At 60.2% G+C, this 19,291-nt stretch carries 15 protein-coding genes; 10 read left to right on the forward strand and 5 right to left on the reverse strand.

The window, feature by feature from the left end; genetic code table 11:
- Window positions 1–14: 14 nt before the first annotated feature.
- Window positions 15–2,465: a LuxR C-terminal-related transcriptional regulator gene (locus tag AC1D0A_RS20950; RefSeq protein ID WP_476946729.1), complete on the reverse strand. Its 2,451-nt coding sequence runs from the start codon at window positions 2,463–2,465 to the stop codon at window positions 15–17.
- Between the two features lie 705 nt (window positions 2,466–3,170).
- Between AC1D0A_RS20950 and AC1D0A_RS20955 the strand changes: the two genes are divergently transcribed.
- The 9 genes from AC1D0A_RS20955 to AC1D0A_RS20995 all read left to right on the forward strand — a co-directional run bounded on the left by AC1D0A_RS20955 (window position 3,171) and on the right by AC1D0A_RS20995 (window position 12,520).
- Window positions 3,171–4,649, forward strand: coding sequence for an aldehyde dehydrogenase (locus AC1D0A_RS20955; RefSeq protein WP_476868235.1), 1,479 nt, complete (start codon window positions 3,171–3,173; stop codon window positions 4,647–4,649).
- Window positions 4,650–4,715: 66 nt separating this feature from the next.
- Window positions 4,716–5,090 carry a nuclear transport factor 2 family protein gene (locus AC1D0A_RS20960; protein ID WP_476946730.1) on the forward strand — a complete coding sequence of 125 codons (375 nt, stop codon included), beginning with the start codon at window positions 4,716–4,718 and terminating at the stop codon, window positions 5,088–5,090.
- A gap of 92 nt (window positions 5,091–5,182) precedes the next feature.
- Complete coding sequence (locus AC1D0A_RS20965; protein ID WP_476868237.1) at window positions 5,183–6,193, forward strand: fumarylacetoacetate hydrolase family protein; 1,011 nt, start codon at window positions 5,183–5,185, stop codon at window positions 6,191–6,193.
- A 74-nt stretch (window positions 6,194–6,267) separates the two neighbouring features.
- Window positions 6,268–7,476 carry a VOC family protein gene (locus AC1D0A_RS20970; RefSeq protein WP_476946731.1) on the forward strand — a complete coding sequence of 403 codons (1,209 nt, stop codon included), beginning with the start codon at window positions 6,268–6,270 and terminating at the stop codon, window positions 7,474–7,476.
- A 65-nt stretch (window positions 7,477–7,541) separates the two neighbouring features.
- Window positions 7,542–7,796 carry a hypothetical protein gene (locus AC1D0A_RS20975; protein WP_476946732.1) on the forward strand — a complete coding sequence of 85 codons (255 nt, stop codon included), beginning with the start codon at window positions 7,542–7,544 and terminating at the stop codon, window positions 7,794–7,796.
- 208 nt (window positions 7,797–8,004) lie between these two features.
- Complete coding sequence (locus AC1D0A_RS20980) at window positions 8,005–8,943, forward strand: NAD(P)H-binding protein (RefSeq protein WP_476946733.1); 939 nt, start codon at window positions 8,005–8,007, stop codon at window positions 8,941–8,943.
- Between the two features lie 99 nt (window positions 8,944–9,042).
- A complete protein-coding gene (locus AC1D0A_RS20985) occupies window positions 9,043–10,404 on the forward strand; it encodes a hypothetical protein (protein WP_476946734.1) in 1,362 nt (453 codons plus the stop codon).
- A 71-nt stretch (window positions 10,405–10,475) separates the two neighbouring features.
- On the forward strand, window positions 10,476–11,396 hold the full coding sequence (purU, locus tag AC1D0A_RS20990) for a formyltetrahydrofolate deformylase (protein ID WP_476946735.1): 921 nt from the start codon (window positions 10,476–10,478) through the stop codon (window positions 11,394–11,396).
- Window positions 11,397–12,004: 608 nt separating this feature from the next.
- Window positions 12,005–12,520, forward strand: coding sequence for a winged helix-turn-helix transcriptional regulator (locus AC1D0A_RS20995; protein ID WP_476946742.1), 516 nt, complete (start codon window positions 12,005–12,007; stop codon window positions 12,518–12,520).
- Window positions 12,521–12,720: 200 nt separating this feature from the next.
- Here the strand turns inward: AC1D0A_RS20995 and AC1D0A_RS21000 are convergent, their stop codons facing one another.
- The gene (locus AC1D0A_RS21000; protein ID WP_476946736.1) at window positions 12,721–13,278 is read right to left on the reverse strand and encodes a recombinase family protein; all 558 of its coding nucleotides are present in this window, start codon (window positions 13,276–13,278) and stop codon (window positions 12,721–12,723) included.
- A gap of 273 nt (window positions 13,279–13,551) precedes the next feature.
- Between AC1D0A_RS21000 and AC1D0A_RS21005 the strand changes: the two genes are divergently transcribed.
- Complete coding sequence (locus tag AC1D0A_RS21005; protein ID WP_476868303.1) at window positions 13,552–13,995, forward strand: SDR family NAD(P)-dependent oxidoreductase; 444 nt, start codon at window positions 13,552–13,554, stop codon at window positions 13,993–13,995.
- 200 nt (window positions 13,996–14,195) lie between these two features.
- Here AC1D0A_RS21005 and AC1D0A_RS21010 read toward each other — a convergent pair whose 3' ends face one another.
- From AC1D0A_RS21010 to AC1D0A_RS21020, 3 genes are all read right to left on the reverse strand, one after another.
- Complete coding sequence (locus tag AC1D0A_RS21010; protein ID WP_476946737.1) at window positions 14,196–15,230, reverse strand: DUF4192 domain-containing protein; 1,035 nt, start codon at window positions 15,228–15,230, stop codon at window positions 14,196–14,198.
- A 1,242-nt stretch (window positions 15,231–16,472) separates the two neighbouring features.
- Window positions 16,473–17,291, reverse strand: coding sequence for an acyl-CoA thioesterase domain-containing protein (locus tag AC1D0A_RS21015; RefSeq protein ID WP_476946738.1), 819 nt, complete (start codon window positions 17,289–17,291; stop codon window positions 16,473–16,475).
- 561 nt (window positions 17,292–17,852) lie between these two features.
- Complete coding sequence (locus tag AC1D0A_RS21020) at window positions 17,853–19,025, reverse strand: cytochrome b/b6 domain-containing protein (RefSeq protein WP_476946739.1); 1,173 nt, start codon at window positions 19,023–19,025, stop codon at window positions 17,853–17,855.
- Window positions 19,026–19,291: the final 266 nt, after the last annotated feature.

Genomic DNA, 19,291 nt, shown 5'->3' on the forward strand with positions numbered 1-19,291 from the left:
TAATCGCGCTGCACCTACGTTTGGCCGTGTGATGAACTATTCTTTCGGCCTACCAGTCCCGCCCCGGCCGGACCAGACATCAGCGATGCAATTTGAGTGCGTGAGTTGAAACCAAGTTTCGCCAAAATACGCTCAATATGCCCTCCAACCGTTCGGGGTGACACCACGAGTTGGGCTGCGATCTCCTTATTGCTGAGCCCCTGGGAAACCAGGCCGGCGATTTGAGCTTCTCGCTGAGTGAGCGCGGTACCTCCATGCTTCCCATAGCCGTCTGGGGTCTCAGCCGTGCCGTTACGGCGCTTGGTACTTACTTTCGTGAGGCCGGGCTGTGGGGTACCTGTCGAGGCGTACCCTGTGCGGGCTGCGCCTAGTGCAAGCTCGATGGCTTGCTCCTGAGAGGGTTCAGGGCGGGCAGTGAGGACCTTGAATTCCCTTTCCCCGAGCTCGCGTCGCACCTTGGTCGCCATCTGCTCGAAGTCCTTCTCCAGAGGGCCGAACGCCGAGATAGTGGTTCCTATCCCACTCCATACGGCCCGGGCTGCATGGTAGAGAACGGCTGCGGATTCGTAGTGTCCGCCCGAGGCAGCTGTCCAGGACATTTGTTCAATTGTCAGAGCGATGCAAAGGCCGTCGGGGAAGTCTCGTTGTATTTCGAGTGCTGCGATCTGTGATTGCCTCGCCGCATCCAGTTCCCCAACGTGCCACTGGCACAGCCCCATCACGGCATCAGCGTAGGCATGGGCCCATCGTTCTCCGTAACTATCGCTTACCTTCAAGACCTCCCGGCAGGTGGCCAGGGCATCCCCGGTGCGACCGGCGTACATTTGAGTCCAAGCCAGCAGAAATAAGGCGTAGAGGGCCGACGCCGTATCGCCCACTTGGCGGTGAACGCCGACAGCTGCGGTAAAAAGCCCCATGGCGCGGTCCAAGTGATCGTCGAATACCTCACAAAGGGCCTCCCAATGATCTGCATGGGCCGCCAGTGCCCTGTCGTTGAGGCTCTCTGCGATCAGCCGGCATTCGGCAACATGCTCCCGCGCTTGTTCCCTGTCACCCTGCACGAGGCAGATCCAGGCTCCAACCCACAGTGCGGCTCCTCGTTCAGGGCTCGGTTCGGTTGCTAACTTAAGTAGGCGGTCCAGCCATCGCCTGCCCTCGGCAAGGTTCCCGCCGGCCGTCCAGTGGTACCTGAGCAGGGCGGCGAGGTGCAGCCCCGCGCGTTCCTCCCCCGGAGTCGAGGCCGACCACTCCAGCGCAGACACAAGGTTCGGATGGTCACGCCGCGCCGCCATCAGTCGTTCGGCCTGGTGCGGGCCGCACCAATTCTTCACTGTGGCAGCCGCCCGGGTCAGGTAGTGGTCACGCTGGCGGCGCCGCATGTCCGTGGACTCCCCGACTGATTCGAGAAGCTCAGCACCATACTCGCGGAAGGTCATGAGCTGGCGGTACCGAACCCGGACGCTGCCTCCTGTTTGGGTGCCGTAAACGTTCTCGGCGACGACAAGCGACTTAGCGACAAGGTGGTCAATCAGATCGAGCACGCCTTCGCGTGTCAGCTGGCCAAACCCGCAAACCTCTTCGGCAGCCTCTACCTCGAAGCCGCCCGGGAAGACTGAGAGGCGCGCCCACAGCAGCCGCTCATCTGAACTGCAGAGTTCGTGGCTCCAATCGATCAGTGCCCTGAGGGTCTGCTGCCTTGGTAATGCCGCGCGGCTGCCGCCAGTCAGAATATCGAACCGCTTGTCAAGCCGCTCGATGAGTTGAACAACTGACACTGAACGCAGCCGGGTCGCTGCAAGTTCGATCGCCAAAGGGATCCCGTCCAGTCTCTGGCACAGTTGTGCCACAGCCAGCCGATTAGCCTCGGTAACTTCGAAGGTAGGATCCACGCTACGAGCCCGGTCTATGAGCAGGCGGACAGCGTCGAAGGACTCGATTGTCATACCTTCCGCGGCTGTATGGACGGGAGCTGCAAGAGGAGGCACGTTGTAGACCTGCTCCCCGAAGATGCCCAGAGGCTCCCGGCTCGTGGCCACAATCCTCAATCTCGCAGCTCGATCAAGGAGTCGGGCGGCCAGGACGGACACTGCATCGAGTAGATGCTCGCAGTTATCGAGAACGAGAAGGAGATGCCGGTCCTGGACATAGTCTGCGATCCTCTGCAGGGATGACCGGTTGGACTGGTCCGGCAGCCGCAGTGCAGCGGCTATGTGAGATCCAACCATTGCGCCGTCCTCCACCTCGGCGAGCTCCACGATGAAGACACCATCGCTGAATGCCTTGCGGACCCGAGAAACCAACTCCAGCGCCAGACGCGTCTTACCGACGCCGCCAGGACCCGCCAGAGTCAGAAGCCGGGAGCGTGACATCAGCTCACGGGCTTCAGTTAGCTCGCGACGCCGTCCGATGAAGCTCGTCAGATGATGGCCGTCGTGTGAACGGCCGACAAGTGCGTCGGTACTCATGTTCCTCCTGTGATGCACAAAACAATACAGGTATCAGATGGGGTCATCTGACCCGTTTCTGCTCCACCGAAAAAGACCACACTGGAAGCAGTTGCAAGGATGCAACAGCGGCCTCGATGGAAAGACTGATGAAACACATAGGGACCCTTAAGCGCCAATGCCCACGCCGAGTACACCTCCCAGCGGCGGTATGCCACACAGCACGGGCACATTGCGGGAAAGATGCAACCCGCTCTCACCAGGTAACCACGGGTTACTGTCATGCAGCACACGTCTGGCCCTACGGAGCACATTCCCATGCTGCGGAAGTGCCTGAAGGTTGTGGCAGGCACTCGGCTTATCGCTGAGCTCAGTTCCGGGAAGTCGCCGGCTGATCATGACAGCGACGACGTCCATGGCCAATGCACTCGAAGCCAGTTCGCGCCGAAGACATGAACAGGGAGAGATCCTTGCAGGCCCCTGGTCGGAGTCGCGTGAGCGCTGAACCTCGAATTATCGATCACCTATAAATGTCTCCCGCATCGGGGCACTTGTGCGATGTGTTCATCATCCGCGAACTGGTTAGGCGTCCCCACGTCCGGCGACAGCAGCGCGAACAACAGGACCGGCCCGATCCACGTAAAACGACCGAAGCCGCTGCTCGTGCCGCCATCTAATTCCTCGGACCGCTTTGTCCCCAAATTTTTCTACGAGCTAGGAGAACCCATGTCAGTCACTATTGAGCGACCAAATGAAGTCGATCGAATGCGCTTCTTCATCAACGGAGAGTGGGCCGAACCCAGCACTGTCCGCATCCAGCACCAGATAGAGGCGGCCACAGGCGAGGTCATCGGTGCCGCAGCGTTAGGCTCGGAAGCCGATATTGATGCGGCCGTAAAGGCTGCGCGGGGTGCCCTCGATAACGGTCCCTGGGGCAGGTCAACCGCCGCCGAACGGGCCGCAACGCTCCGCAAATTTGCCGAGGCGCTCGAACGCCGTGCCACTGATACGTCAAAGCTCGTCAGCAGGGAAAACGGCATGCCCATCGGGTTGTCGCAGATGCTCAATGGCGGCGCCCCCTCCGCCCTTCTGAGAATCTATGCCGATGTAATAGAAGCCCTCCCTTTGGAAGAGGTACGTCCAAGCCAGGCAGGTTCAACAATCGTCCGTCGCGAACCAGTGGGCGTGGTCGGTGCCATAGCACCCTGGAACTTCCCGCAGGCATTGGCGATGTTCAAGATTGCCCCTGCCCTGGCCGCCGGCTGCACTGTCGTTCTCAAACCATCCCCGGAAACCGCGCTGGACTCTTATGTATTTGCTGAGGCCGCCCGGGAGGCAGGACTGCCCGACGGGGTGCTCAACATTGTCCTCGGCGATCGTGATGCCGGCGCCGCACTCGTTTCACACCCACTCGTTGACAAGATCGCATTCACCGGATCAACCGAAGCGGGCAGGATCATCGGCGCAGAATGCGGACGCCTTATCCGCCGCTGCACACTCGAACTCGGTGGAAAATCGGCAGCCGTTTTCCTCGAGGACGGCAGTATCGAGACCTTCCTGTCCGGGCTGGACAATGCCTCGTTCCTGAACAACAGCCAGACGTGCACCACCCAATCCCGCATCCTGATCGCGCGTTCCCGGTATGAGGAGGTTGTGGATGCCGTTGCCAGTTTTGCCGACTCGTACAAGCTCGGGAACCCTCTTGATCCATCCGTAACAATGGGCCCGATGGCCACCCAAGGGCACCTCGAACGGGTTTTGGGCCATATCGAAACAGCGAAAAGTTCCACTGCCCGGCTCGTTGCTGGCGGCGGGCGCCCGGCCGCGTTGGACCGAGGTTGGTTTGTCCAGCCCACCGTGTTCGCCGACGTTGACAACAATGACCGTCTCGCTCGGGAGGAAGTCTTTGGGCCGGTTATGGCGCTCATCCCGTTCGATGATGACGAGGATGCCGTGCGAATGGCCAATGACAGCAACTATGGCCTCGGCGGGTCAGTGTGGAGCGCCGACGAAGATCGGGCGTTGTCGGTCGCACGAAGGGTGCGCACCGGGACGATCGGCCTGAATTACTACACCCTTGACCTCGGTGCCCCCTTCGGTGGATTCAAAGACTCCGGCATTGGCCGGGAGCTGGGCCCGGAAGGGATCAACGCCTACCTCGAATACAAATCGATCTATGGCTCTTCCAAGTACCTGTCTGCCTGAACAGCATCCATCAAATACCTGTCGTGCGCTACGGGCACAAGGTCCACTAAGGGAGTTCGAATCTTGATGACAAATCCGACCAAAGTTGTCGACGCCTACTTTGCGGGAGTGAAAGCCGGGGACGCCAGCGCCGTTGCAGCACTGTTTGCACCTGATGCCCTGCTGATCAACGCCAAAGGAACCATCCGGGGCGCAGACGCAATAAAGACGATGTACGAAAACGGACTAGCTCCAGGGGCGATGACGCCAAGCCCACGGCCGCCAGTGGTGAACGGCGACCACGTCGCTGTCGAAATAGAGCTGGATGCGAACGGGGTTCCTCTCAAACTCGGCGATTTTTTCACGATTAAAGACGGCAAGATCCAGACTTTGACCATTTACAGCCTCACCCCCACCGACGCCAGCCTGTTCGACAAGGTGGGAGTGGACCCGGCCCAGTAACCGGAGGCGGACACACGCTTTCACTGGAAACCAGCAGGTCCAGCTGCCGATACCTTCCAAAGCAGTTTCAGCAACATTGATGAGGAGAACACATGAAGGTCGCAATTTTCGGCCCTGAACGCAAAGTTGGCATCATACGGAGCGAATCCGTGGTCGATGTCAATGCCACCTATGCAAAGTATCTTGCAGAGACAACCGGGGCGGCGCGGGCGCAGGCACAAGCCGACCTTGTGGTCCCGCATGAGCTAAGTGCTTTCATCTCGGAGGGAACGCGGGCCCTTGAGGAAGCACAAACCGCCGTGGAGTATCTATGGTCCGCAGCAGAGGACGACCGCGGTCTGCTGGGCGAGCAGCTCTGCTTCAAGTTGGGCGAGGTGGAACTTCACCCCCCGGTCGCCAAGGAGGCCCGTATTTTCTGCGCCTTGGCGAACTTTTACGACCACATGGAAGCGGCGAGCAAAAACAGCTCGGCCGGAGACACTTCTGAAGTCCTGGAGCGTCTTGTCAAGGGCGGGCCGAAGTACTTCCTCAAGGATCACCGCGCGGTTTCCGCTGACGGACAAGAAGTACGCTATCCCGAGCGGACAAAGCGCCTGGATTACGAGGCGGAAGTTGCCATCATAATTGGCAAGCGCGGGCGGGACATCCGCAGTAATGATGCCCTCCCGTATATCTGGGGTTACACCCTGCACAATGACTGGTCTGTCCGAGACAACGTCTCTTTCGGTCCCGACTTCATGCACTCAAAGAATTTTGATACCTCCGCCACCATTGGTCCTTGGATTGTGGTGGGGGAAGAGCTCGACCCTCAGAACATCCCGATCGAGTGCCGTGTCAACGGCGAGATCAGGCAGAGCGGCAATACGAAATCGATGGTGCACGATTTCGCTGCGTTTATCCAGCATTTGTCGGCGGACACCACACTGTATCCCGGTGATCTTGTCAGCAGCGGCACGCCGAAGGGGACAGCTATCGATTCCAGCCAACAGCAGCCGGACGGATCTCACCCGGAAACACTGTTCGTAAAGCCGGGCGACGTAGTCGAAGTGTCCTCAAGCCTCATCGGGACTCTCCGGAACCAGGTCGTCAAGGCGGCCAACTAAATCTTCAGTTCACGCGAAGTGCCGGCACGCGCAGGCAAGCCGACGTGACCCCTACAGATGAAGGAAGACAAGAAATGACCCAGAAGAAACAACATTCGGTCGGCGGCGTCCTCTACGACCGACCATTCAAAATCCGCCGTCTCAACCACTTCGGCATCAGCGTGGAGGACACCGGCGCCTCGCTCTCGTACTACACCGAGCTCCTGGGGTTTTATCAGGCGGATGCCCTCGACCTTCAGAAGTACGACCCGGGAGTGTGGCTGGACGGTCTGTCTGACACGAACATCTATTTCCTGCGCCACAACAGCGATCACCACACGTTCGTCCTGATGCCGCGGCCCTGGGTTGAGCACATGGACTCTCCGGCACGTGGCGACCTCACCATCAACCAGATCACCTGGCAGGTAGGGAGTCTCCGCGAAGTTGTCGAGGCCCGCCTGTGGCTCGAGTCGTTGGGCAACAAAATTGAGCGGTACGGTCGTGACCCGGGTTCCAACTGGCACACATACTTTCCCGATCCCACCGGACATACCAATGAACTGGAATACGGGATCGAACAGGTCGGCTGGGACGGTCGTAGCAAACCTGAAGTCCTGTGGCCCTGGGCCAACGAGCACCCCTCACTGCCAACCAGCTCGGAGGCAACCGAGCTGGTTGCCGCTGAATCTGACGGAGTCGATCTGACTTCCGGCTACCGCTGGATGGACGAACTGCCCAAGACCTTTGACGTCGGCGGCGTCCTGCTTTCTCGTCCGTTCAAACCCGTTCGCATCGGCCCTGTCAGCATCTTCGTTGAAGACGTGGCGGCTGCTGAGCGGTTCTATACAGAGCGGCTGGGCCTGGTCAAAAGCGAAGAGACCACCGTCGAGGGACACCGGGTCGTGTTCCTGCGCGCCAACACGGAACACCACAGCCTCGGTTTATTTCCGCTGGAACTCCGCAAGGTGTTGGGGGTCAGCGAACATAGCACCTTGCTGGCCTTCGGCATCCAGCTAGGCTCCTACGAACAGCTCCGAGCAGCGCGAACTTTTCTCGAAGAGCGCGGAGTGAAACTCATTGACCTGCCACAGGAAGTCCACCCGGGCATCGACTACGTCATCCATGCAGTCGATCCGGACGGGCATGCCATGCAGCTGTACTACTACATGGAACAGATTGGATGGGACGGCCAGGCCAAGCCGGCGGCCCAACGGCGGACCGTGGACCCAGACAATTGGCCCGAGGCACTGGAGCCGTTATCCGACACATACGCGGGAGAGACGTTCTGGGGACCCCTCGGATAGGCCTTCAAGGCATCCTTGCGCTGCTGCGCCAGCAAGGCGCGGCTGAAAACCTGCGGCAGGAAGGTGTGATCTTGGAACACTATCCAGACTGGAAGCGGCTCATCGGGGCACACGTCGAAGTCCGCCGCCAGCAGCAACTTGTCAGGCATGGCGTCGTTGACGATGCCATGCCTGACTCCTCAATCGTCTGGCTCGCGGCCGACGGCATCAATCCGCGGACGATGTACGAGGCGGCCGAAGGCTACTCCGTTTGGGTCGAACCGCAACAGCTGAGCGGCGAAGCCAGCTATCGCATGACTTCATACCAGCTCCACCCGTAGACGCCTTGAACTCGGGTAGCCGTCCACCGCTATCCCGGAGTCAGGAGACTGGGCCTTGTGAGCACAGTCCCCTGACACCGCCCGGATAGCAGTCCCAAACCTGCAGGACAGGCTTCCCCGACCGCTTTTTACAGCGGAGGAGGACCCTGAAAATTTCGAAAAACTTCCACCTTGGCGGGCCGTCCAAGGTGCCTTTGAAAGGAACGGCATGAGCCGGATAGTCATTAGCGGAGCCTCAGGAGACCTGGGCCGCCGCGTCACGAAGCTGCTATTGAAGAACACAGCGCACGAAGACCTCACTCTCGTCACCCGCACGCCTGGGAAGCTGTCCGATCGGGCAGCGCAGGGCATTCGTGTCCTGCAGGGGGAATATCAGGACCGCGAATCACTCGACGCAGCCTATCTCGGCGCTGAGACGCTGTTTCTCATCAGCGGGCTCAACCTGGGCCGCAGAATCGCAGAGCACCGCAATGCCATCGCCGCAGCGCAGCGGGCCGGTATCCGCCACATCGTCTACACCTCGGTGAGCGGTGTCCAACCCAATAATCCAGCGATGTCGGCCAAGGACCACTACCAAACTGAACTAGACCTGCGCGCATCCGGCTTGAAATTCACTTTTCTCCGCAACGCGCTGTACTCGGAAATTGTCAGCAGCATCCAAATCGCACCGGCGGCGGCGTCCGGCCGGCTGGAAATGGCCACCGGCTTCGGCAGCCTCGCTCCCGCAGCAAAAGCAGATGTGGCAAGGGCAGCGGCCGCCGTACTTCAGGACCCCCAGGAACATGAAGGAGCTGTCTATGAAATCACGGGGCCCCAGCTGCTGAACTACGAAGACATTGCCCGTATCGGAGCGGAAATCTACGACGCCCCGATCGCATATACGCCGGTCACCCCGGAAGAGCGACAGGCGTTTTTCGACTCCATAGGGATGCCTCGAACCTACGATCCGAATATGCCCCTAAATCCAGACGGTCACCTTTGGGCCAGCGACGAACTCGTGACAGCAGACATGGCAGTTGCCCAGGGCTATCAGGCCGTCCTGTCCCAGCACGTGAAGCAGATTACAGGTCAGGAGCCTGAGACCCTGCGGTCAGTCATGGAGCGCGTGAAGTCAACGCGCTACGACCTCATCGAAGAACCGGTCTAAGAGCGATTTCCCGCTAGTACCCCCAACAATCAGGGCGGGCCCGACAACAACAGGCTACGCGCCAGGCCGACCGCTCAAAATACAGAAAGAAGTTTCATCATGGGAGACACCAACGGAACGCAAGGCGTAGCCGTCAACGACGTGCCGGCATACCCGGACGTTCCAACCTATCTGAATGTCCTGGGGAGCCTGCACATCTGGGAAGGGGACGGGTGGAAGGCTGAATCGCTGTCATGGAAAAAGGGCGCCTACATTGCATCCAACCTCAGCGGCCTCCCCGAAATCACTTTCAGTGGCCCCCACGCCCAGGAGTTCCTTTCACGCCTCAGCATCAACAACGTGTACAAGTGGCCGATCGGCACCTCAAAGCACCTTGTCATGCTCGATGAAAACGGATGCATCGCCAATCACGCCCTCACAGTCCGGGACAGCGAGGAGTCCTTCCGCCAATTCGCTTCCATGCCCTGGCCCATGTTCAAGGCTCCTGATCTGGGTATCGACGTCGATATCAGCCTCAGGAACATCTTCCTGTTCCAAGTTGCCGGCCCCACGTCGCTGCAGGTTCTGGAACGGCTTCTGGGCGACCAGGTACGAAGCCTCAACTTTCTGGACGTCAAAAAAGTCAGCGTCCCTGGCATAGATGAGGCCGTGGAAATCGAGCTGTCTCGAATCGGAATGTCCGGCACCCTTGCCTATGAATTGAGGGGCCCACTCGAGCACGGCCCGGCCATCTTCGACGCCGTCTACCAAGCGGGTAAGGATTTCGGACTCAAGCGCCTTGGCTGGCGGACCTACGTCGTCAACCACACAGAAGGAGGGTTCCCACAGCAAGGGTGCACCTTCTTACCGGCCGCCTATGCCGATCCCGCATTTATCGCCCACCCCGTATTCGGTGCCGGAACACCGGTTTCAAATACCCCCGGAGGTCTGCCAGGCAGCCTCAGTCCTTTGGATATGAGGGCGCGGCTGAGGACTCCATATGAAGTGAACTGGGGCTGGATGGCCAAGTTCGATCACGATTTCATCGGCCGTGAAGCCTTGGAGGCCGAGTCGGCGAATCCCCAGCGCAAAACCGTGGTGCTCAAGTGGAACAAAGAAGATATCCTCGATGTTTTCGCCTCCCAATTTGAGGTCGGGGAAGAGTACAAACACTTCGAGTTCCCAACAACACCCCAATCCCCCGCAGGGGGGCACGCTGACCTCGTCACCAAAGACGGTAAGCCCGTGGGAGTCTCATCGCTGGCAGTCTATTCGTACTACTACCGCGAAATGATCTCGCACACGACCCTGGACCTTGACCAAGCACACATCGGCAATGAAGTCATCGTGCACTGGGGCGACCACGGATCCCGGATCAAACCCATCCGTGCAACGGTCGAACGCTTCCCATACCTCGACCTGCCGACCAACAAGGACTACGACATCGACGCAATTCCGGCCAGCGTGCCTGTCCATGAGTAGAACAAGGTACCCCGGCTTCCAAACAACAAACCCTAGCAGTTACCCGCTGCACAGAAGGTAAGAGCAAAACAATGAAAACCTTGCCCATCAGTCGCCAGCCCGAGGCCCGATCAACGTCTGACGCAACTTTCGTGAAAAAGGAGACGGTTGGACGTCTCCTGATACAGTGCCCCGATCGACCTGGAATAGTCAGCGCCGTCAGCAGTATCCTGTCGGACTTCGGGGCGAACATCGTCTCCCTGGACCAGCACTCCACCGACCCGACCGGCGGAGTATTCTTCCAACGCACCGAGTTCCACCTGGAACACTTCGGCGCCAGGCGCGCCGAGCTGGAGGAACAGATACAAGCGAAAATTGAGGCGCCCTACACCGCGGAATGGCAGCTGACCAGCGCCGCACAACGAAAACGCGTCGCGATTTTCGTATCCAAGACCGACCATTGCCTCCTTGACCTGCTGTGGAAGCAACGACGAGGTGAACTCCAGATTGACATTGCGATGGTTATCTCGAACCACTCAGACCTTGCCGAGGACGTTCGCTACTTCGGGATCCCATTTGTGCACGTTCCTTCGAACGCCCAGGATAAGAGCGCCATGGAGCGGACGCAACTGGAACTACTTCGCGGAAACGTCGACCTCATAGTGCTAGCCCGGTACATGCAGATCATCTCCGACAATTTTCTTCAAGAAGTCGGAGTCCCGCTGATCAACATTCATCATTCCTTCCTTCCGGCCTTCATCGGGGCAGGACCCTATCAGAAGGCGAAAGACCGGGGAGTGAAGATGATCGGTGCAACTGCGCACTACGTCACGGCTGATCTCGATGAGGGACCCATCATCGAGCAGGACGCTATCCGTGTTGACCATGCGGATTCCGCTCAAGAGCTGATGAGAAAGGGTGCTGACGTCGAACGGCGTGTGCTCACCAGGGCTGTCGCATGGCACTGCGACGACCGCATACTCCGGCATGGTAACCACACCGTGGTCTTCTGATCCCGATAGCCTTCGTGCGGACAGAACGAACGAAATTCGCGCCAATCAAATGACTGAGTTCCCGAGGAGTGTGTCGCTAATTAATTTTCGGCACACTCCTGGGACCGAAGTTAACTGGAACTTAAAGCCCTGGCGATGTTGGGGAGCGGGAAACAAAGTGGTAAAGCCAACGCTTCCTGGTTACGACCGCGCACATAGTCCCCTAGACGAGTAGGGAGATTCCTTAAATGGGCGCGTGGCAGGCATCCTCGACGGGACTGACTCCTTGCTGAGAGGCGACAATGATTTATGAAAACGTTGAATTTCACGTCCGCCATGAAAACTTAGGCAATGTAGATACTTCCTTCGCCGCGACCAGACCCCTGCTGCTCGCGTCTGCCAAATGTCAAACGGCAGAGCTCTTTCAAAGTGTAAATGAGCCCGGGAGTTATCTACTTCGCCTAGGCTGGGAGAAGGCGGAGGACCGACCGGGCACGTTTCCCGGCCGTGTTCCAGCGACGGTGTTCACCCAGATGGTGACTACCTATGACATGTCACCACTACGGCAGTCAGTGCCTGGACCGGATCAGCAAGCGGCCGAAAGCTCTGGGAACGACACCATCCGCATAATGCCGTCAGCGAATGGCGAAGAAACGTGGGGCGCCCCCGCTCTGTCGCGAGTTCGAGAGGTTCTGATCTCCCTGGGGGAGGGCCATCTTAATCCAACCGAAGCCGAGAACTTCAGATATTTCTGCCGCCAACTTGCCCGTTACGATTCTACCCGCAGCAATCCCATCGTGAGCGTGGTGGACCATGTAGGCAATTATTGGCGCAACTGGCTTTTGATGATAACTCGCACAGGTCCTTACCGTCCTTCTACACTGCGGAAATTGCTAGCGGCCCTAGATCCGTCTCATCCCATTTCACAACGAATGCTCACACTCAACCTCAGAATGCTAGAGCGAGACGGCCTTATCGCACGCGATGTTATCGACGACGAACGTAGGCACGTGGAGTACTCATTGACCGTCCTTGGCCGAGGTTTATCCGACAGGCTCCTGTCGCTTATCGATTGGATAGACCAACACGCCGCGGAAATTGAAGCTTCCAACGCAGCATTCGGGGAATTACCAGTCGAAGCTTAGAGTCGCTTGATGACATAACAGCAGGCTCTACCCAACGAGGGACATCTCGTTGCGGCCCCCGTCTGATGGTCCGAACCGGAACTGCAGAAGCATAGTTCAGAAGCCCCTTCTGGAGCTCCTTCCCCTGCCCTTCTAAGGAGCCGATAATGAGGATTCCGTCAAGCTCCGGTGAAGTCCCGATGTGGCATAGCGAGGCCGGCTCACTCCAGCTTGGCGTGGCGCACATACTGGTAGACGGTCTCCCTGCTGATCCCGTAGTCACGGGCAAGGAGGGCTTTCGGAACACCAGTGCCAGCGCGCTGGACCAGTTCCGCGGCCCGTTCCGAAGTGAGGGTCTTTTTCCGCCCTTTGTAGGCGCCGCGCTGTTTGGTCAGGGCGATGCCTTCCCGCTGGCGTTCCCTGATGAGGGAGCCGGCGAAGGCTCCCATTACGGAGAGCATGAGGTTGGCCATGGGGGAGTCCTCGCCGGTGAAGACCAGGCTCTCCTTGACGAACTCCACCCGTACGCCTTTGCGGGTGAGGCCTTGAACGAGGCCACGTAGGTCATCGAGGTTGCGGGCGAGCCGGTCCATGCTGTGCACCACTACGGTGTCCCCGTCCCGGGCAAACCGCAATAGCTCGGTGAGCTGGGGCCTGGCCGTGACCCGGCCGGAGGCTTTGTCAGTGAAGATCCGGTCCAGAACCTGGCCTTCGAGCGGGCGTTTCTCGTTCTGGTCCACAGTGCTGACGCGCACGTACCCGATCCGCTGTCCGGCCACCGATTGCCTCCAACCCTGAACCCGTCAGGTTGAGTTCTAGGCTCGTCTCAGAAAGAAGTCAAGATTAGCCTCGAATTTTGTCAGGTTGGCGTGTACCAACCTGACGTCAGAGACATCCGTAGATTTGCGGCGAAGTTGCGTGTTCCACGGGTACGGCCTATGTCAGGCAGGCACTACGACGACCCCTTCGCGATAGTCGAAGGCGCGGCGTGCACTTCCGATGGTTATCCATAGGACAGTCTTATCCTCGGTGAATTCGTCCACAGTGGCTGGATATCGAAGGGACGAGCTTTCGGCTTCAACGGATCCCGCGAAGCCGCACGGCGCATGGCCGGCGGCAACCGCGGCGGGGTTATCATCAACATCGTCTCCACTGCCGGATTCACAGGGACAGCCCCAGGCCTCTCGGCCTACGTCGGATCCAAGCACGCCGTCCGCGGCATGACGAAGCAGATGGCGCTCGAATTCGCACCCCTCGGAATCCGTGTCCTCGGCGTCGCACCCACCTTTGTACCCACCGAAGGCAACATGGCCGCCGCGGCGGGGCACCCGTCAACGGAAGAATCGAGCCAGACCATGGCGGTGATGACCAACAGCCTCATCGGCCGCGTCGGGACCCCGGACGACATCGCGCGGATTGTCCTCTTCTGCGCGAGCGATCTGTCCACCATCATGACCGGAAGCACCCTCCTAGCCGACGCAGGGCAAACTATCTGAGCGCAACCTTCCACCACGACCTCAGCCCCTGTTCTGGTGCAATCCCCGCTCGTTCAGAAGAGTCGATAGTGGATCTTCCGTCAACCAAAAACGCCCTGACATGCGTCAGGTGATCTGCGGCTCGGATACGGCACCACGGGCTTCAACAGTCGGCTGCGGAGTGGAGGACCCGTTTTGGAATCCGGGTTTGGCCTTTTGACTCATGTCATGTCAAAGGGCAGTGTTTTATATGCAGTTTCCCGGTTCATGTTCCAGCCGGCGACGAGGCCGGAGCCGATCATTTGGTCGCTGAGGCGGGCGAGGCGGTAGGCGGGGTCGGTGTCGAGGGCTAGTTGGAGGAATTGGTGGGCTTTGCTGCCTTTGCCTTCCCACCAGTTGATGTAGCCGATGGCGGTGAGGACGGGTGCTGCGTGTTCTGCGCTGGTGCGGGTGTAGGCGTGGAGGAGTAGTTGCTGGGCCCATTCGATGCGTGACCATTGTGGGGCTGTGTCGGTCTGGGCGAACAGGACGTGCTGCATGGGTTCGTCCACGCCTGGGATGTCTGCGATGAGTCGGTCGCGGATAGTGGGGAACTGCAGGTTTGCAACCAGGGCGTGGCAGTCGTCGTCGCTCGGGAAAGTCTTGGAATCGAGCATGTCGGCCCAGAGCCTCCTGCCTTCCTGCAGCGCCGTCTCAGACTGTTGGGACCTGATGGTTTCCATGTGGTGTTCGACGGCGGTGGCCTTGGCTTCTGCCTGGCTGGTGGTTGGGAGGGTTATGCGATCGGTGGGTTCGATGAAGCTGCCGCGGTAGATGAATTCTGCGTTGATGGCGCTGGTTTGGGTGGAGCTGACGGGTAGGGCGAGGCTGGTGCCTGGTTCGCCGTCGTACGGGGAGAAAGCTGTGTCTCCGACCAAGAGTCCGTCCCGGATTGTGATGCCTTGTTCTGCGAGGACCCCGGTGAGTGCGGCGATGGTGGCGGCGTGGGGTTTGGCTGACCCGAGCCTACAGGGTTCGCTGGTGTAGACGGCAAAGAGGATGGACGCGGCGGTGGTGTCGCTGGTGAGGTAGTGGGCGACGGTGCGTGCATAGGCGAGTTCCTGGCCCGTCTGGCGGGGGAGGTCGATGCGGAGGGTTGCGCCGATGCTGTTGTCGTTCAGGGTGATGCAGACAAGGCTTTCCTGGGGCCAGAAGCCGAGGGTGTGCCCGATGAAGCTGAGGACATCTGATGGTGTTTTGATGGTGAGCTTTTCCATGATCCGTAATTCCCCTTACCCGTGCGTTGTTGTGTTTTCTGCGGTTGGTCGTGGGTGCCGTTCTGGTAGGGGACCATCCGCTGGGCTGAGGGGCCGGAGTGCAACTTGGGGGACCGGCCCTGGGGGCCGAAAACTTCCTGGTGGAGCGTGTGTCCTTCGTTCTGGAAGTTTTCGGTCGCCCGGGGTCGGCGCAGTAGCGCCCCGGTTGCGCGGAGGAACCGCCCAGCGATCATGGGACATAGCAGAATGACAGGCAGAGGTGATGCGTTTGCTTATCCATCGCCGGGCAATCGGCAGACTGCATGACTCCTGGCCGGCCCTCAAGTACGTGAAGTCGGGCGCTCGCCGTGCAGGTCAACGGGTCCGATAAGAAGCCCTAAATTGTGTGCGTCTGATGACGCCCAAAGCAGAGAAAACGGCAACTAATGCGCCGATGACGGAGACATTTAGCAAAGGCGATCGAACGCGTCCACGGGAACGCACTGCGGACCGGAATAGCTCCCGTATTCCTGCGCTCATATCAGTTCCGGCGGTCGGGCTCTCTGGCTAGGCCCCTGTTAGGATCAACGGCGACCGCCCTCTCGGTTGTAGCCGACCCGTTGTCCGAAGAAGTTTCAAGCGGTGAAAACCAGCCTGTTGACAATGTCAACACCCTTCGCCCCTGACTGGGTCGAACAGCCCTCGGACTGCTTCGAATTCCGCATGTTCCTAGAGTTTCCAGTGTTCGCAAGGGCGGGAATGCAGTTCGAGTCCCACCTCGGGCACAGTGTTTCCGCAGGTCAAAGGCTATTTGTCTTTTTGCTGTTGACAAAGCTTGACATGGATAAAGCTAAAGGTTTAACTGCGGCCCCTACCGGCGCGGTTCCCGAACCGGCTGTTGCTGACGAAGGCCTCCACCTTCTATACGGCAACTGTTGCGCGCGGCATTCGGGCCAGCAGCGGCGAGTTGCTCATTGCCGCGGGCTTGGAGCCACGAGCGTCACGTTGGGTCTCAGGCTGGTTCAATACGGTGACGTAAAAGGGAAATCAACCCCTATTCTGACGGCTCCGCGGCTGTACCTGGCGTCAGGATGGGGTGTGCTTCACCCCGATAACCGCGAAAGGGCATCTGGTAGTCCGCTCCAATCGCACGGCCAACAAATCACCAGCGTGCCGGAGTCACATCGGCTAGGCCCCCACGGTTCGATGCCAGGCCTCGCTGGAAACCATGAACCTTTGCTTAGTAAGCCGGGCGCGCGAGCTCTATCGGGCTTGACGGAATATGGCGGTGGCCTGAACGAAGGCTTTGCCGGTGCTGCCTGGTTCGGAGCTGAACAGTTCGACGTCGACGACCCGCAGTGACGAACCGGCATAGCGCACATGTGTTCGGGTGGCGATTTCACCGAATGCCGGTCGCAGGTAGGCAGCCCCGAGCGACTGCAGGTCGTAGCCGGTTCTGTCGGGCATGGCTTGTTGGGCGGCCAAGGCGGCCATCATCATCAATGCGCCGCCGTGGAGGGCCCCTTGGGAGTTGCGGAGGAGGTCTTTGCGGGCAAACCCGAGTCCGGGAACGAAGCTTTGGGCGAAGTCGGGGCGACCACCCGGCAGGACCGGGGTTGCGGGACCAGCGGCGAGCAAGGCACCCAAAGAGGCCCCTTCCTCCTCGCCGAGCGGTTGCTTCGCTAGGGCCTCGAAACGGTCCAGCCCTTCTGAGGTGTTTCCCTCTGCGCGTTGGAACCAGCCGGTGCCCTGGACATATTCGGTCCCGTCCGGACCTTGGAGTGTTCCTGTGGCCATTCCGCCGGCCTCATCGCCCACCAGCGCCCGGGTCCAGGCTTCGAGGACGGTTCCGTCGGCGGGCAGCGGGCGCATGAAGTTAAGGTGCAGTTCGGTGGTGACCACCCAGTTGAGCCCATCCACGCTGGTGCGGAGGGCGGCGGAAAGGGTGTTGTCCAAGATGACGGCGGCGGCGGCGCCTGTCGGGCGGCCGTCCATGTCGAGGACCCAGTGGCCGGTGTCCATGACGCCCGTACGAACGCCAAGTAGCCCGTCGGGACGGTCCCTGAGCAGGCGGACCCTCATCAACTTCTCCATAGGGCCGGTTATGGTCGGGCATTTGACCGGCAGCTTGGGCACATCTGTGGGTGGTTCAGCGTCCGTGTGGGCCTTGGTTGCCGGGGCGTGCGGTGGGTGGTGGCCGGAAGCGGTCATTGACACAGAGTCACACCTTCGGTTCGTCGGGCGGTCGATTCAGCAAAACTAGGCAGAGTGCGGTCATAGCCAAATTCATGGATCTTTCCTCGGGGAAGCTGCTCGCGTGAACAGGACAACAGCGTCAGCAGGTTAATAGTCGGTCTGCAGGCGAGAATTGTGGCTTTGCACCCACAAGGTGGAGGCGCCGTTTACGTTGGGCATGACGCATCCTTGGCCGACAAACCGGGAGGGCGCTGTTTGGTCCCGGACTTCCGACTGCAGGGGTTGCCACCAGCCAGTCTTAGGGCAGTGCTCACCCGAGCGGATAGCGAGCGTTTCTCTTCGCGTAGTCATAACGGTCCTCAGAGGAGAAGTAGTGGCTGGAGGGTGCAACGGCTGTTTGCGGTGTGTCGTATGAAAGAGGTACCCGCAAGGGAGCTTGCGTTCGGCTTATTTGGTGACTTTGCCCATGCGGGTTGCGATGGGTGTGGTGAACAGTGGTTGGGCCAGGAACCAAGCGGCGGCAACCAGGGCCAGCGACGCCAGGAAGACCACCAGACCCCACCAGTCCACAACGTCCCTGGAGGTGTACATGTGGTTCAGGTTCCGTAGTGCCCCGGTGAAGAACACCAGGAAGATGTGCACGATGGTGAACCCTACGAAATAGAGCATCACCGGGAAGTGCACTGCACGGGCCCACTCCACCGGGTAGGCCTTGTTGAGCCGTTCGGCCTTCTCCGGCCACCACGTGGAGAACCGCATCCCGGAGAGCACAGCCAGCGGGGCGGCAATGAACACGGTGACGAAGTAGGCCACGACCTGCAGCGCGTTGTAGTGCACCCACCCGTTCTCGGAGGGCCAGTCGAGGGAGGCGTATTGGACGGCTGCAGAGAGCATGTTGGGGATGACATCCCAGTGCGTGGGCACAATCCGCATCCACTGCCCGGTCGCGAACAACAGCACCACGAACACCAGGCCGTTGACAACCCAGAGTACGTCCAGGCACTGGTGCAGCCATTGGGTGAGGGAGACCTTCTTCGGGCTGTTGCCCTTCGGAGCGAAGAAGGAGTTTTTCTTCGGCGTCCAATAGCCCGGGGGTTTGCGCTCAGTGCGGACCTGCAGGCCGGTGCGGATAATCAGGACGATGAAGAACAAGTTTAGGAAGTGCTGCCAGCCCAACCAGGACGGGATGCCCTCAGGGGCTGACCCCGGCTGGGAGGCGTGCCCGTCGTAGGAGGCAATGAATTGCTGCACGCCTTCGAGGGTCCGCAGCCACCGGGCGCCTAATACGACCGTGGCAGCCAGGACCAGCAGCCCGACGACGATCGCGGCAGGCTTCACCCACCCCGGAAGAGTGGTCGGTGACTGGGCCGTTCCGCCTGCGACGGTGGTCCCCGTGCCCTGAGTGCCCGTGGCGGCTCCCGCGGCCGCAGAGGTCGGGGCGGCGGCCTTGGTCTGCGCGGCGGACGGGCCTGCGGCCGGCGTGGAAGCGGGGGCGCTCCCCATGCGCGTTTTGGGGGCACCCTCTTTGCGGGTTTCCTCCGGGGCCACCCGCACGGCGTCGGGCGTGGATGTTGCCGCGGCTGAGGGGGCTTCGGCGGGTGCCGGGGTACCGCTGCCCATGCGTCGTTTCCGTGCAGGGGGTGCCGCTGCCACAGTTGGCTGTGTACCCGTGTCTGCCGTGGCCCTGGTATCCGCTGCGACGGGTGAGTCCATTGTGGCCGGGGGGTTCGACGGCGTTGCCGCCGTGGGGCCTGAGGTGGGCGGCCGGGGGTCGCTTGCCGGCACGCCCGGGGGAGTGTCCAGCGGCTTGTAACCTGCCATGCGGCGCGGGGCCGCTGGCCTGCCTGGGGTGTGATCGCTGGTCATTGTAAGTGTGTGTCCTGGGT

The organism is Arthrobacter sp. P1_D4 (assembly GCF_056406115.1).